The sequence below is a fragment of the Streptomyces sp. NPDC018031 genome, from assembly GCF_044327625.1.
In the GTDB taxonomy this organism is placed as follows: Bacteria; Actinomycetota; Actinomycetes; order Streptomycetales; family Streptomycetaceae; genus Streptomyces.
This window is the reverse complement of the sequence record NZ_JBIRFT010000001.1, coordinates 1,134,708-1,148,138: the sequence shown is the minus strand read 5'-3', so window position 1 is coordinate 1,148,138 and position 13,431 is coordinate 1,134,708. Positions and strand designations below refer to the sequence as shown.

Genomic DNA, 13,431 nt, shown 5'->3' with positions numbered 1-13,431 from the left:
CATGGCCCACGGGGCGTCAGGCGGCACCCGCCGGGCGGCCGGACCGCGCGGACGGCCCGCGGCCCCCGGCGGGAGCCGCCCGGCCCGGCCGGGCGCGCGGGCTCCTCACCGTCGCCCTCACCGTGCAGTTCATGGTGGCGCTCGACATGTCCGTGGTGAACGTGGCGCTGCCCGACATGGACGCCGGCCTCGGCTTCGACGACAGCGGCCTGCTCTGGGTGGTCAACGCCTACGCGCTCGCCTTCGGCGGACTGCTGATGCTGGGCGGACGGCTCGCCGACATCATCGGGGGCCGCCGCACCCTGCTGTACGGCCTCGTCCTCTTCGGCGCCGCCAGCCTCGCCGGCGGACTGGTCCGGTCACCCGGCGCGCTGATCACCGCCCGGGCGGTGCAGGGCGTCGGCGCGGCGGCGCTGGCACCGGTCGCCTTCGCCCTGATCACCCTCACCTTCCCGCCCGGCCCGGCGCGCTCCCGGGCGCTGGGCCTGTGGGGCATGGCGAGTGCGGCCGGCGGGGCGCTGGGGGTGCTGGCCGGCGGCCTGCTCACCGACTGGGCGGGCTGGCGGGCCGTCATGCTGGTCAATGTGCCGATCGTGCTGTTCGCGCTGGCCGGCGCGGTGCGGTGGGTGCCGCGGACCCGGCGCGGCGACGGCCCGCCGCCCGGCTTCGACCTGGTGGGGGCGCTGCTGGTGACCGCCGGGATGAGCGCCCTGGTGCTCGGCCTGGTGCGGACCGAGTCGGCCGGCTGGAACTCCACCGCCACGGTCGGCACCCTGGCCGCGGCGGCGCTGCTGCTGGCCGCCTTCGTCGCCGTGGAACTGCGGGTACCGCAGCCGCTGCTGCGCATCGGCCTGCTGGCGCACCGGCCGGTGCTGGCCGCGAACCTGTGCACCCTGCTGCTGTTCTCCGGGCAGTTCGCCGCGTTCTACTTCACCTCGCTGTACCTGCAGCGGGTCCTGGCATACGGACCGGTGCCCACCGGCCTCGCGTTCCTGCCGTTCAGTGCCGGCATCGTCGTCGGCTCGCTCGCCGCGACCCGGCTGGTGGGCCGCTTCGGCCCGCGCCCGCTGCTGGTGGCGGGCGGACTGCTGGGCGCGGCGGGCTTCGGCTGGTTCGGCCTGGCGGTCGACGTCCACGCCGGATTCTCCGACTCGATCCTGGGGCCCTCGCTGACGGCGAGCGTCGGCATCGGCCTGTGCGTGGTCCCGCTGGGCACGGCCGGGACCACCGGGGTCGGCGCGGCGGAGGCGGGCATGGCCTCCGGAGTCCTCAACAGCTCCCGGCAGATCGGTGGTTCGCTGGGACTCGCCGTGCTCGCCACCGTCGCCGCCCAGGCGGCCGGCGGCGACGGCCCGGCCGCCCTCACCCACGGCTACGCCACGGCCTACGGGGTGGCGGGCGGTCTGCTGCTGGCCGCGGCGCTCGTCGCCTGGCTGCTGCTGCCGGGCTCCCCGCGCGCCGCGGACCGCGGGCGGTAGCGGCCCCGGGCGGCGGTCGCCGGACGACCTCCCGGACCCGGACGACCTCCCGGACCCGGACGACCTCCCGGACCCGGACGGCCGCCCGGACCCGGCGGGCCGGCCGACCCCGCGGGCCGGCCGACCCCGCGGGCCGCCGGTCAGGCCCGCACCGGGTGCCCCAGCAGCATGCTCGGGGCACCCGCCACCCGGGTGAGGAAGACGGTGCAGGAGTGCGGCCCGGCGAGCTTCAGCTTGCGGCGCAGCTCCTCCGGTTCCACCGCCGAGCCGCGCTTCTTCACCGTCACCACCCCCACCTCGCGGTCCCGCAGCAGCGCCTTGAGCCGCTTCAGGTGGAACGGCAGCACATCGGTGATCTCGTAGGCGGTGGCGAACGGGGTCGGGACGGCGTCGTCGGCGGTCACGTAGGCGATCGTCGGGTCGAGCAGACCGCCGCCGACCTCCTCGGCCACCTCGGCGACCAGGTGCGCGCGGATCACCGCGCCGTCCGGCTCGTAGAGGTAGCGGCCGACCGGGCGGACCGGTGGGTCGGGCAGTCCGCGGCCGGTCAGCGAGACCCCGGCCGGCAGCAGTGTGGCGCGCCGTACCCCCGGCTCGGTGCCGAACCACAGCACCGCCTCCTTCACGTCCCCACCGTCCGAGATCCACTCCGCCTCGGCGTCCTCGGGGACGGCCTCGTGCGGGATGCCCGGGGCGACCTTGATGGCCGCCCAGCGCGCGGACCGGGCGGCCCCGACGGCGAAGGACAGCGGCGGCGAGTACGCCTCCGGATCGAAGATCCGGCCGCCGCCCCGCTGCCGGCCGGCCCGGCGGGCCGGGTCCACGAACACCGCCTCGTGACCGCCGGTGTCGAACTCCAGGACGTCCGCGCACTCGACCGTCAGCAGCTCGGACAGCTCCAGCGCCGCGGCGTTGGCGCGGGCGGCCGCGCAGGTCAGCGGGGAGCGGTCGACGGCGGTGACCCGGATGCCGCGCCGGGCCAGCTCGATGGCGTCGCCGCCGATGCCGCCGCACAGGTCGGCGACGCTGGCGGGGCCCAGGGCGGTGAACCGGGCCGCCCGGTAGGCGGCCACCGAGGCGCGGGTGGACTGCTCCACCCCGTCCGGGGTGAAGTACATGCGGTACGCGTCGGGGCCGAACTTCGCCGCCGCCCGCTGCCGCAGCCGGGCCTGGGTGAGCGCCGCGGAGACCAGCCCGGCCGGGTGGTCGCGGCGCAGCCGGGTGGCGGTGGCCAGCTCGCCCGCCGGGTCGTAGTCCCGCAGTTCGGCGAGGAGCCGCTGCCCGTCGGCGGTGAGCAGTTGGTCGAAGGCGTCAACATCCACCCCGTCATTCTCCCCGCCCGGAACCCGGCCGCCGACTCCCGCGTTCCTCCGGGTGAACCGCCCGATCGCCCGCCGCGGCCGCCGTTCCCGCAGGTGGGGGCCGACGGGGCGGCCGGCGCGGCGCGTCCCGGGGGCGCGCGGTTCGAAAGACGCGCCCGGCGAATTGGCACTCTAGTTGACTGAGTGCTAACCGCGTCCTAGGCTCAGGGCTGGCACTCCTCAGTGGGGAGTGCCAAACACAGCGACGGGCAGGTCCGGCACCCGCGACGACGGATCCACCTGGTCGCCACCTCAGATCAGTTAACCCCGTGAGATCTCCGAAGGGGGAGGTCGGATCGTGACGACCGCCAGCTCCAAGGTTGCCATCAAGCCGCTCGAGGACCGCATCGTGGTCCAGCCGCTCGACGCCGAGCAGACCACGGCCTCTGGCCTGGTCATCCCGGACACCGCGAAGGAGAAGCCCCAGGAGGGCGTCGTCCTCGCCGTGGGCCCGGGCCGTTTCGAGGACGGCAACCGTCTTCCGCTCGACGTCTCCGTCGGCGACGTCGTGCTCTACAGCAAGTACGGCGGCACCGAGGTGAAGTACAACGGCGAGGAGTACCTCGTCCTCTCGGCTCGCGACGTGCTCGCGATCATCGAGAAGTAAGTCACCGAAGACTGCCCTGAACTGCGCCCCTGGTCCCTGCGTCTGCTGTGTTCACTCACTGCGTGGCCGGGGCCGGGGCGCAGTTCGCGTTCCGAGGCGGTGACGGCCGCCGCTGCCGCGGCCGGAACCGCAAGAAGAGGACCCGAAGAGAGCTCCCATGGCGAAGATCCTGAAGTTCGACGAGGACGCCCGTCGCGCCCTCGAGCGTGGCGTCAACAAGCTTGCCGACACCGTGAAGGTGACGATCGGCCCCAAGGGCCGCAACGTCGTCATCGACAAGAAGTTCGGCGCCCCGACCATCACCAACGACGGCGTCACCATCGCCCGTGAGGTGGAGATCGAGGACCCGTACGAGAACCTGGGCGCCCAGCTCGTGAAGGAGGTGGCGACCAAGACCAACGACATCGCGGGTGACGGCACCACCACCGCCACCGTGCTGGCCCAGGCGCTGGTCCGCGAGGGCCTGCGCAACGTCGCCGCCGGCGCCTCCCCGGCCGCCCTGAAGAAGGGCATCGACGCCGCGGTCAAGGCCGTGTCCGAGGACCTCCTCGCCACCGCCCGCCCGATCGACGAGAAGTCCGACATCGCCGCCGTCGCCGCGCTGTCCGCCCAGGACAAGCAGGTCGGCGAGCTGATCGCCGAGGCGATCGACAAGGTCGGCAAGGACGGTGTGATCACCGTCGAGGAGTCCAACACCTTCGGTCTGGAGCTGGACTTCACCGAGGGCATGGCCTTCGACAAGGGCTACCTGTCCCCGTACTTCGTTACCGACCAGGAGCGCCTCGAGGCCGTCCTGGACGACCCGTACATCCTGATCAACCAGGGCAAGATCTCCTCCATCCAGGATCTGCTGCCGCTGCTGGAGAAGGTCATCCAGGCGGGTGGCTCCAAGCCGCTGCTGATCATCGCCGAGGACGTCGACGGCGAGGCGCTGTCCACGCTGGTCGTCAACAAGATCCGCGGCACCTTCAACGCGGTGGCCGTCAAGGCCCCCGGCTTCGGCGACCGCCGCAAGGCGATCCTCGGTGACATCGCCACCCTCACGGGTGCCACCGTCATCGCCGAGGAGGTCGGCCTCAAGCTCGACCAGGCCGGTCTGGACGTGCTGGGCACCGCCCGCCGCGTGACCGTCACCAAGGACGACACCACCATCGTCGACGGTGCGGGCAACACGGACGACGTGTCCGGCCGCGTCGCGCAGATCAAGGCCGAGATCGAGGCCACGGACTCGGACTGGGACCGCGAGAAGCTCCAGGAGCGCCTGGCCAAGCTGGCCGGCGGTGTCTCCGTGATCCGCGTCGGTGCCGCCACCGAGGTCGAGCTCAAGGAGAAGAAGCACCGTCTGGAGGACGCCATCTCCGCGACGCGCGCCGCGATCGAGGAGGGCATCGTCTCCGGCGGTGGCTCCGCGCTCGTCCACGCCGTCAAGGTGCTGGAGGACAACCTGGGCCTCTCCGGCGACGAGGCCACCGGTGTCTCCGTGGTCCGCCGCGCCGCCGTCGAGCCGCTGCGCTGGATCGCCGAGAACGCCGGCCTCGAGGGCTACGTGATCACCTCCAAGGTGGCCGAGCTCGACAAGGGCCAGGGCTTCAACGCCGCCACCGGCGAGTACGGCGACCTGGTCAAGGCCGGCGTCATCGACCCGGTCAAGGTCACCCGCTCCGCCCTGGAGAACGCCGCCTCCATCGCCTCCCTGCTGCTCACCACCGAGACCCTCGTGGTGGAGAAGAAGGAAGAGGAAGAGGCTGAGGCCGGTCACGGCCACGGTCACGGCCACTCGCACTGATCCGGACCGGCTGACGCCGGAGAACCGGACCGGCTGACGCCGGAGAAGGTGACGCGAGCGAGCGTTCAGGCCCGGTGCCCCCGTCGCGGGGGCACCGGGCCTGTCGCGTAGCGGGCCGCGGCGCGCCCGACCCGCCGTGCGGACACCCCGGCGCGCCGGGGCGCGCGGGGGGCCGGGCCCGGCGTGGCAGGCCGCCGCGGGGCGGGGGCCTGCCACGCGACGGCCCGCCGCGAGCCGGTCGCCGAGGGCGGGGGCCGGGGCTACCCGGTCACCTCGCCACCAGACCCAGCTGCCGCATCAGCCCGAACAGGTCGTAGTTCCACCGGCCCTCGGCGATCCTGCCGTCGGCGAAGCGGAACTGGGTGGTGCCGGTCATGGTGCACCGCTTGCCGGAGGGGGCCAGGCCCATGAACTCGCCGTGGTGGGTGCCCCGCCAGGTCCAGCAGGTGACCACCTGGTCGCCCTCGGCCAGCTGGTCGTCGATGGTGAAGTCGAAGTCGAAGGCCGACCGCCAGCCGGTGACGTCCTGCCGTATGGCCTCCCGGCCGACGGTGGTCTCCCGGTCCTTGATCGGGTCGTGGTCGCGGTAGCCCTCGGTCAGCAGCTCGTCGATCAGGTCCAGGTCGCCGCCGACCGCGACCTCCTGGTAGAAGCGCCGGGCGGTCGCCTTGTTGAGCTGCTCGTCGCGGACCACGTCCAGGTCGGTGAACGTGGGCATCTCGTCGCAGAGCGCGACCATCTCGCGGAAGATCCGGTCGGTCTCCGGCATCTGCGAGTTCCGCATCGCGTCCTCGTAGGACGGGAACTCCACGATCTCCACGACGTGTGAGCGGTCCGAACGGTCCCGGCCGACGACGGAGTGGGTGGCCGTCCGCTTGCCGCGGGTCTGCTCGACCCAGCTGTCCATGAGCCGGTTGAGGTCCTCGACCTTGTCGGTCTTGCACTCGATGATCTGTACGAAGGTCATGGCACCTCCTCGCGTAGAGGCCTCATGGTCAGTTTATGGCGGTATGCCGGTGGCGTCGGGTCCGCCTGTGCGCCGCGGGCACCGGGACTGACCGGGCACCGGGACCGGCCCGGCGCCCCGCCGCGTCCCGCTCCGCCCGGCCCGGCGCCCCGCCCGGCCGGGCCGGCGCCTCAGCGGGGCCCGTACCGGCGGCCGGTGCGCGCGCTGATCCCGCCCAGCGCGTTCCGCGGCGCCAGCTTCGCCAGCCCCATCAGCGCCTTGTACCGCGGGTCGGGCACGGAGACGGTGCGCCCGCGGTTGAAGTCCTTGAGCGCGGCGGTGACGAGCCGGTCCGCGTCCAGCCACATCCAGCCGGGCACGTTGTCGGTGGCCATGCCGGCGCGCTGGTGGAACTCGGTCCGCACGAAGCCGGGGCACAGTGCCATCAGCCGCACCCCCGAGGCGGCCAGGTCCCGCGCCGCACCCTGGGTGAACTGCACCACCCACGCCTTGCTCGCGCCGTAGGTCCCGCGCGGCAGGAACGCGGCGACCGAGGCGACGTTGATCACTCCGCCCCGGCCCCGCTCGCCCATCGGCCGGACGGCCGCCGTGGTCAGCCGCAGCACGGCCTCGCAGTGCACCTTGAGCATCGTCAGCTCCTCCGACATGGGCACGTCGAGGTAGGCGCCGCGGTGACCGAAGCCCGCGTTGTTCACCAGCAGGTCGACCGGCCGCCTGGGGTCCGCCAGCCGGGCCTCCACGGCGGCGATCCCCTCCTCCTGGGACAGGTCGGCGCGGAGCACCTCGACCTCCACCCGGTGCCGGTCGTGCAGTTCGGCCGCCTGCTCGCGGAGCCGCTTCTCGTCCCGGGCCACCAGCACCAGGTCGAGCCCGCCGCCGTGGCCCTGGGCGTGGCTGGTGCCCCGGGCGGCGAGCCGGCGCGCGAAGGCGGCGCCGATGCCCGCCGTGGAACCCGTAATCAGTGCAGTCGTCATGGACGCACGGTAGCCGTGCCCGTCCCGCGCCCGGCCGGTCAGGGCCGGTGCGGAAGCCGCCCACCAGGGAGGATGTGGTGGTCCGTCAGCTTCCGTGCTTTTCCAGGTACTCCTCGGCCTTCGCCCGGCTCTGCGGGTGCAGTGCCGGGCCGGCCGCCAGCAGCCGGGGCAGCAGGTGCTTCTCCGTGGTGAGGGCGCGGAACATGAAGGAGACGCTGACCTCGTGGTCCGGCCGGTGCACGATCTCCACCGGGTCCCCGGCCCGGATCTCACCCGGCGCCAGGACCCGCAGGTACGCGCCCGGCACGGCGGCCTCGGTGAACCGCTTCACCCAGCCGCCCTCCTCCAGCCGGCCCGCGAAGGTGCGGCACGGGATGCGCGGGGAGGTCACCTCCAGCAGCAGGTCCGCCCCTATCCGCCAGCGCTCACCGATCCGGGCGCCGTTCACGTCGACGCCGACGGTGGTGAGGTTCTCGCCGAAGACGCCGGCGGGCAGCTCCCGGCCGAGCACCCGCTCCCACTCGTCCAGGTCCTCCCGCGCGTACGCGTACACGGCCTGGTCGTCACCGCCGTGGTGCCGCAGGTCCCCGATGGTGTCCCCGGCCACCCCGCTGCCGCCGGTGCCCTTCGGGCCGGGCGCGGCCACCGCCACCGGACCGGCGACCGGGCGCTTGTCGATCCCGGTGAAGGGCCGGTCGGTGTAGTCGGCGGGCAGCGGGCGGGCGCGGTTCACGGAAAGCAGATGCATGAGCGGCACGGTAGGCCACGCCGCCCAGCGGCGGCGAACGGGTTCCCGGCGGCCGGGCCGCCGGTGCGGGCGGGGCGTCCGGTGCGGGCGGTGCGGGGACGCCCGGGCCGGGGGCGGGCGGGGCGTCCGGTGCGGGCCGGGCCGCCGGCGCGTCCGGGGCGGGCGGGGCGCCTGGGGCGGGCAGGGCCGGCGGTGCGGGGGAGCCGGGGCGGAGGGCTGCCGGCGGTGCGAGCGGTGCCGGCGGTGCCGGCGGTGCGGGCGGTGCGGGCGGTGCGGGCGGTGCGGGGGAACGGGGACGGAGGGCGGTCGGCGGCGTCAAAGCGGCGCCGGTGGTTTCCGGTAGCCCCCCAAGGTGTGCTTATGCTCGAAGCATGATCGAGGCTCGTCATCTCCGGGTGCTGCGCGCGGTCGCCGCCACCGGCTCCTTCTCCGCCGCGGCCCGCGACCTCGGCTGCACCCAGCCCGCCGTCAGCCAGCAGATGAAGGCGCTGGAGCAGTCGGTGGGCACCCCGCTGCTGGTCCGCACCGGGCGGGAGATGCGGCTCACCCAGGCCGGCGAGTCCCTGGTCCGGCACGCGGCGGGCATCCTGGCCGGGCTGACCGCGGCGGAGGAGGAGGTCGCGGCGATCGCCGGGCTGCGGGCCGGCCGGGTCCGGCTGGCCTCCTTCCCCAGCGGCAGCTCGACCCTGGTGCCGACCGCCCTCGCCGAGCTGCGGGCGGCGCACCCCGGCACCCGGGTGTCGCTGGTCGAGGCCGAGCCGCCGCGCTCCGCGGAGATGCTGCGCGCCGGTGACTGCGAGATCGCGCTGGCCTTCCGCTACCCCGACGTGCCCGGTCCGGACCCGGCGGCCGAGACCGAGTGGGACGACCTGGTGGTGCGCCCGCTGCTCGCCGACCGGCTGGTCGGCGTCGTCCCGGCGGGCCACCGGCTGGCCGGGGCGGACTCGGTGGACATCGCCGACCTCGCCGGGGAGTCGTGGATCGCGGGCTGCCCGCGGTGCCGCCGTCATCTGGTGCGGGTGTGCGAGAGCGCGGGCTTCACGCCGCGGATCGACTTCGCCACGGACGACTACCCGGCGGTGATCGGGCTGGTCGGGGCGGGGCTGGGGGTGGCGGTGCTGCCCGAGCTGACGCTGGAGTCGGTGCGGGTCAAGGGCGCCCGCACGGTACGGGTCGAGCCCGTGGTGCAGCGGGAGGTGGTGGCGCTGACGCTGCCGGACCTGGAGCGGGTGCCGGCCGTGGCGGCGACTCTGGAGCGGCTGGAGAAGGCCGCCGTTCGCTGACCCTCCGGCCGGGGCCGGTCCGTGCGGGAGGGGATGGCGGGCGCGCGCGGCGGTTCGGCGGGGATTCCTCGGCGCGGCGCTCCGGGGGTGGACGCTCCGGGGGCGGACCGTCAGGGGTTGTGGACGCCCGACGCCGCGATCACCCGGTGGCGGGCGCGTCCCATGAGTTCTTCGCGTTCGTCCTCGGTCAGGCCGCCCCAGACGCCGTAGGGCTCCCGGACGGCGAGGGCGTGCGCCGCGCACTGGGCGCGTACCGGGCAGCGCATGCAGACCTCCTTGGCCGAGTTTTCACGGGCGCTCCGGGCGGCGCCGCGCTCTCCTTCGGGGTGGAAGAACAGTGAGCTGTCGACCCCGCGACACGCGGCGAGGAGCTGCCAGTCCCAGAGGTCGGCGTTGGGACCGGGCAGGCGGGAGAAATCGGCCATTGCTTCTTATCCCCTCGATGCGATCTGGTGTGGACGCATTCCTCAAGACCGTACATCCATTGTGTAAGCAGATGAAAATATGACTCATTGCGAATCTAGCCACACATGACGTCAGATGGGAAGCAAACTCGTCAAATGCCGCTGAACAGGGCATGTCTCAGGAAGTAGGGCGACAGGCGCGATGAAGCTGCTCTGTGTCCGGCCCCTCACGTAGAGTGTCCGAGGTGGCCGCCGAATCCCGTAACTCTTTCGGGTGACCGTCGTTGAGAGTGCGGAGGCGGTTGATGAGTAAAGCTCTCGGACGGGTGTCCGAAGCGGTCAATCGCTCAGGTGACGATACGTACCAGCCTGGAGGCTCAAGGTGACGCGCATCAGCTGCGGAGGGCGGCCATGACATCCGTCCTCGTCTGCGACGACTCCCCGCTTGCCCGAGAGGCGCTGCGGCGCGCGGTCGCGACCGTGCCCGGCGTCGAGCGTGTGACCACGGCGGCCAACGGCGAGGAAGTCCTCCGCCGCTGGGGCGCCGACCGCTCGGACCTGATTCTGATGGACGTACGGATGCCCGGGCTCGGCGGCGTGGAGACGGTGCGCCGGCTCCTCTCCGCGGACCCGGGCGCCCGCATCATCATGCTGACGGTCGCCGAGGACCTGGACGGGGTCGCGCTCGCGGTCGCCGCCGGAGCCCGCGGCTATCTGCACAAGGACGCGTCCCGTGCCGAACTGCGGGCCACCGTGACGCAGGCGCTCGCCGACCCGACCTGGCGGCTGGCCCCGCGGCGGCTGCGCTCCGCCGAGATGGGTGCCGCGCCGACCCTGACCGCCCGCGAGATCCAGGTGCTGGAGGGCATGAGCCACGGCCGGTCGAACGCCGAGATCGGCCGCGAGCTGTTCCTCTCCGAGGACACCGTGAAGACCCACGCGCGGCGGCTCTTCAAGAAGCTGGGCGCCTCGGACCGGGCGCACGCCGTCGCCCTCGGCTTCCGCTGGGGCCTGGTCCGCTGACCGCCGCCGGAGCCCGGGCCGCCGGACCGGCGGCCCGGCCCCGTGGCACCCGCGCCGCCCGCCGGACCCGGGCGGCGCCCGGACCCCGAAGCCGGCCAAGCGCCCCCGGCGCCCCCGGACCCCGCGGTGGTCCCCGGGCCCCGGCGGACGCCGCCCCGGGCACCCGGGGGCGGGGCCGCGACGCGAACCGCCGGCGAGCCGGCCGGCGCCGCGTCCCCGTCCGCGCCGGCCACACCCTCCGAAACCTTCTCGGATGCCGCATCCTTGAGGTGTGACCCCTCCCCGGCACCGGCCGAGGCGCGCCGCCCGGCCGGACGGACCTCATGACGGACGGGCCCTGTCCGACGGAGCGTGGCATGGCCGCACGCCGTCGGTGGAGTTTCGGGCGCTGGGTTGGGCATACCCGAAAGGGGGAGGCGCGGGACGTGAGTGCGAAGACACCGGCGCGTAACGGTTCGGTGCACAACTACGAGGGCGGTGCCGTGGAACGTTTGATGCCAAGGCACCATGGACCGATGCGTGACGACGAGAACCCGGGGTCCGCGGCCTCGGGCCCGGACGAGATCGGCGCCCTCGTCAGCCGCGCTGTCGACGGGGACGAGCGCGCCACCCACGATCTGCTCGTCGCCCATGTGCACCCGCTCGCCCTGCGCTACTGCCGCACCCGGCTGTCCCGGCTGCCCGGCGACGCGCGGCACTTCGTGGACGACCTGGCCCAGGAGGTCTGCCTCGCGGTGCTCTGCGCGCTGCCCCGCTACCGGGACACCGGCCGCCCCTTCGAGGCGTTCGTGGTCGCCATCGCCGCGCACAAGGTCGCCGACCTCCAGCGCGCCGCCATGCGCCGTCCGGGGAGCACCGCGGTGCCCTCGGACGAGATGCCGGAGCAGCCGGACGACTCGCTCGGCCCGGAGGAGCGGGCGCTGCTCAGCAGCGACGCGGAGTGGGCGAAGAAGCTCCTGGCCAACCTGCCGGAGAACCAGCGCGAGCTGGTGCTGCTGCGGGTGGCGGTCGGTCTCACCGCGGAGGAGACCGGACAGATGCTGGGGATGTCGCCGGGCGCGGTACGGGTCGCCCAGCACCGGGCGCTGAGCAGGCTGCGCGCCCTCGCCGAGCAGTAGCGCGACGGAGGCCGCCCGGCGGTGCCCGGCGCGCGAACCATACGAACCTACAAGTGACGCGGTCCTCAGCGGTCGTGGAATGAGACACCTGTGGTGGCCGTTAGCATGGGAGTCCGCGTCCGGGCAAGACCATTTGGAAGGGTGTCATGACTGACAACGTCGACGGAGTGCCTGAGAAGTTCGCCATGCTCGGGCTGACGTACGACGACGTGCTGCTGCTGCCGGGCGCCTCCGAGGTGCTGCCGAACGCGGTCGACACCTCGTCCCGTATCTCCCGGAACGTTCGGGTCAACGTCCCGCTGCTCTCCGCGGCCATGGACAAGGTCACCGAGTCCCGGATGGCGATCGCCATGGCCCGCCAGGGCGGCGCCGGTGTGCTGCACCGCAACCTGTCCATCGAGGACCAGGCCAACCAGGTCGACCTGGTCAAGCGGTCCGAGTCCGGCATGGTGACCGACCCGATCACGGTCCGCCCGGACGCCACCCTCTACGAGGCGGACGCGCTGTGCGCGAAGTTCCGCATCAGCGGCGTCCCGGTGACCGACCCGGCGGGCAAGCTGCTGGGCATCGTCACCAACCGCGACATGGCCTTCGAGCTGGACCGCAGCCGCCAGGTCCGCGAGGTCATGACCCCGATGCCGCTGGTCACCGGCAAGGTCGGGATCTCCGGCGAGGACGCGATGCAGCTGCTGCGCCGCCACAAGATCGAGAAGCTGCCGCTGGTCGACGACGCCGGGGTGCTCAAGGGCCTGATCACGGTCAAGGACTTCGTCAAGGCCGAGCAGTACCCGAACGCCGCCAAGGACGCGGAGGGCCGGCTGATCGTCGGCGCGGCGGTCGGGGTCGGCGACGAGGCCTACGAGCGGGCGCAGGCGCTCGTCGAGGTGGGCGTGGACTTCCTGGTGGTGGACAGCGCGCACGGCCACAGCCGGGGCATCCTGGACATGATCGCCAAGGTCAAGTCGAACATCAGCGTCGACGTGGTCGGCGGCAACGTCGCCACCCGGGACGGCGCCCAGGCGCTGATCGACGCGGGCGCGGACGGCGTCAAGGTCGGCGTGGGCCCGGGCTCGATCTGCACCACCCGGGTGGTGGCCGGCATCGGCGTCCCGCAGGTCACCGCGATCTACGAGGCCGCGCGCGCCTGCCAGGCGGCCGGCGTGCCGCTCATCGGCGACGGCGGCCTGCAGTACTCCGGCGACATCGCCAAGGCCATCGCGGCCGGTGCGGACACCGTGATGCTGGGCAGCCTGCTGGCCGGCTGCGAGGAGTCGCCGGGCGAGATGGTCTTCATCAACGGCAAGCAGTTCAAGTCCTACCGGGGCATGGGCTCGCTGGGCGCCATGCAGTCCCGGGGCCAGGCCCGCTCCTACTCCAAGGACCGCTACTTCCAGGACAACGTGCTCTCCGAGGACAAGCTGGTCCCCGAGGGCATCGAGGGCCAGGTGCCCTACCGCGGCCCGCTGGCCTCGGTCGCCCACCAGCTGGTCGGCGGGCTGCGCGCCTCCATGGGGTACGTGGGCTCCGCCACCGTGCGGGAGCTCCAGGACAAGGGCCGCTTCGTCCGCATCACCGCGGCCGGGCTCAAGGAGAGCCACCCCCACGACATCCAGATGACCACCGAGGCGCCGAACTACTCGCGCCGCTGAGACGGGCCGTCGCCACGGTCCGTGAGACCGCAT

General features: G+C 73.5%; 12 protein-coding genes. 7 read left to right on the top strand and 5 right to left on the bottom strand.

All coding sequences use genetic code 11. The annotated features are described in order from the left end of the window. Positions 1 to 131 precede the first annotated feature (131 nt). Positions 132 to 1,478 carry an MFS transporter gene (locus ACH4B3_RS04775; RefSeq protein ID WP_398461256.1) on the top strand — a complete coding sequence of 449 codons (1,347 nt, stop codon included), beginning with the start codon at positions 132 to 134 and terminating at the stop codon, positions 1,476 to 1,478. 140 nt (positions 1,479 to 1,618) lie between these two features. On the opposite strand, the gene ACH4B3_RS04770 is transcribed toward ACH4B3_RS04775, so the two are convergent. Next, positions 1,619 to 2,800 carry an SAM-dependent methyltransferase gene (locus ACH4B3_RS04770; protein WP_398461255.1) on the bottom strand — a complete coding sequence of 394 codons (1,182 nt, stop codon included), beginning with the start codon at positions 2,798 to 2,800 and terminating at the stop codon, positions 1,619 to 1,621. A gap of 337 nt (positions 2,801 to 3,137) precedes the next feature. On the opposite strand from ACH4B3_RS04770, the gene groES reads away from it, so the two are divergent. Both groES and groL read left to right on the top strand, forming a co-directional pair. Further along, positions 3,138 to 3,446 (top strand): co-chaperone GroES, encoded by a 309-nt coding sequence (gene groES / locus ACH4B3_RS04765; protein ID WP_014178834.1) that lies wholly within the window; start codon positions 3,138 to 3,140, stop codon positions 3,444 to 3,446. A gap of 157 nt (positions 3,447 to 3,603) precedes the next feature. Next, positions 3,604 to 5,232 (top strand): chaperonin GroEL, encoded by a 1,629-nt coding sequence (gene groL, locus ACH4B3_RS04760; protein ID WP_398461254.1) that lies wholly within the window; start codon positions 3,604 to 3,606, stop codon positions 5,230 to 5,232. 268 nt (positions 5,233 to 5,500) lie between these two features. Here groL and ACH4B3_RS04755 read toward each other — a convergent pair whose 3' ends face one another. The 3 genes from ACH4B3_RS04755 to ACH4B3_RS04745 all read right to left on the bottom strand — a co-directional run bounded on the left by ACH4B3_RS04755 (position 5,501) and on the right by ACH4B3_RS04745 (position 7,921). After that, the gene (locus ACH4B3_RS04755) at positions 5,501 to 6,199 is read right to left on the bottom strand and encodes an ester cyclase (protein ID WP_398461253.1); all 699 of its coding nucleotides are present in this window, start codon (positions 6,197 to 6,199) and stop codon (positions 5,501 to 5,503) included. 170 nt (positions 6,200 to 6,369) lie between these two features. Beyond that, positions 6,370 to 7,173 carry an SDR family NAD(P)-dependent oxidoreductase gene (locus ACH4B3_RS04750; RefSeq protein WP_398461252.1) on the bottom strand — a complete coding sequence of 268 codons (804 nt, stop codon included), beginning with the start codon at positions 7,171 to 7,173 and terminating at the stop codon, positions 6,370 to 6,372. 85 nt (positions 7,174 to 7,258) lie between these two features. Next, entirely contained in the window at positions 7,259 to 7,921 is a 663-nt protein-coding gene (locus ACH4B3_RS04745; protein ID WP_398461251.1) for an MOSC domain-containing protein, read from the bottom strand. 371 nt (positions 7,922 to 8,292) lie between these two features. Between ACH4B3_RS04745 and ACH4B3_RS04740 the strand changes: the two genes are divergently transcribed. Further along, a complete protein-coding gene (locus tag ACH4B3_RS04740; protein WP_398461250.1) occupies positions 8,293 to 9,204 on the top strand; it encodes a LysR family transcriptional regulator in 912 nt (303 codons plus the stop codon). Positions 9,205 to 9,314: 110 nt separating this feature from the next. Here the strand turns inward: ACH4B3_RS04740 and ACH4B3_RS04735 are convergent, their stop codons facing one another. After that, on the bottom strand, positions 9,315 to 9,629 hold the full coding sequence (locus tag ACH4B3_RS04735; protein ID WP_398461249.1) for a WhiB family transcriptional regulator: 315 nt from the start codon (positions 9,627 to 9,629) through the stop codon (positions 9,315 to 9,317). A gap of 390 nt (positions 9,630 to 10,019) precedes the next feature. On the opposite strand from ACH4B3_RS04735, the gene ACH4B3_RS04730 reads away from it, so the two are divergent. The 3 genes from ACH4B3_RS04730 to guaB all read left to right on the top strand — a co-directional run bounded on the left by ACH4B3_RS04730 (position 10,020) and on the right by guaB (position 13,398). Next, positions 10,020 to 10,631 (top strand): response regulator transcription factor, encoded by a 612-nt coding sequence (locus ACH4B3_RS04730; protein WP_003948568.1) that lies wholly within the window; start codon positions 10,020 to 10,022, stop codon positions 10,629 to 10,631. Between the two features lie 515 nt (positions 10,632 to 11,146). After that, positions 11,147 to 11,749, top strand: coding sequence for a sigma-70 family RNA polymerase sigma factor (locus ACH4B3_RS04725; protein ID WP_398461248.1), 603 nt, complete (start codon positions 11,147 to 11,149; stop codon positions 11,747 to 11,749). Between the two features lie 146 nt (positions 11,750 to 11,895). Continuing rightward, the gene (gene guaB / locus ACH4B3_RS04720; RefSeq protein WP_398461247.1) at positions 11,896 to 13,398 is read left to right on the top strand and encodes an IMP dehydrogenase; all 1,503 of its coding nucleotides are present in this window, start codon (positions 11,896 to 11,898) and stop codon (positions 13,396 to 13,398) included. The last annotated feature ends 33 nt before the right edge of the window (positions 13,399 to 13,431 follow it).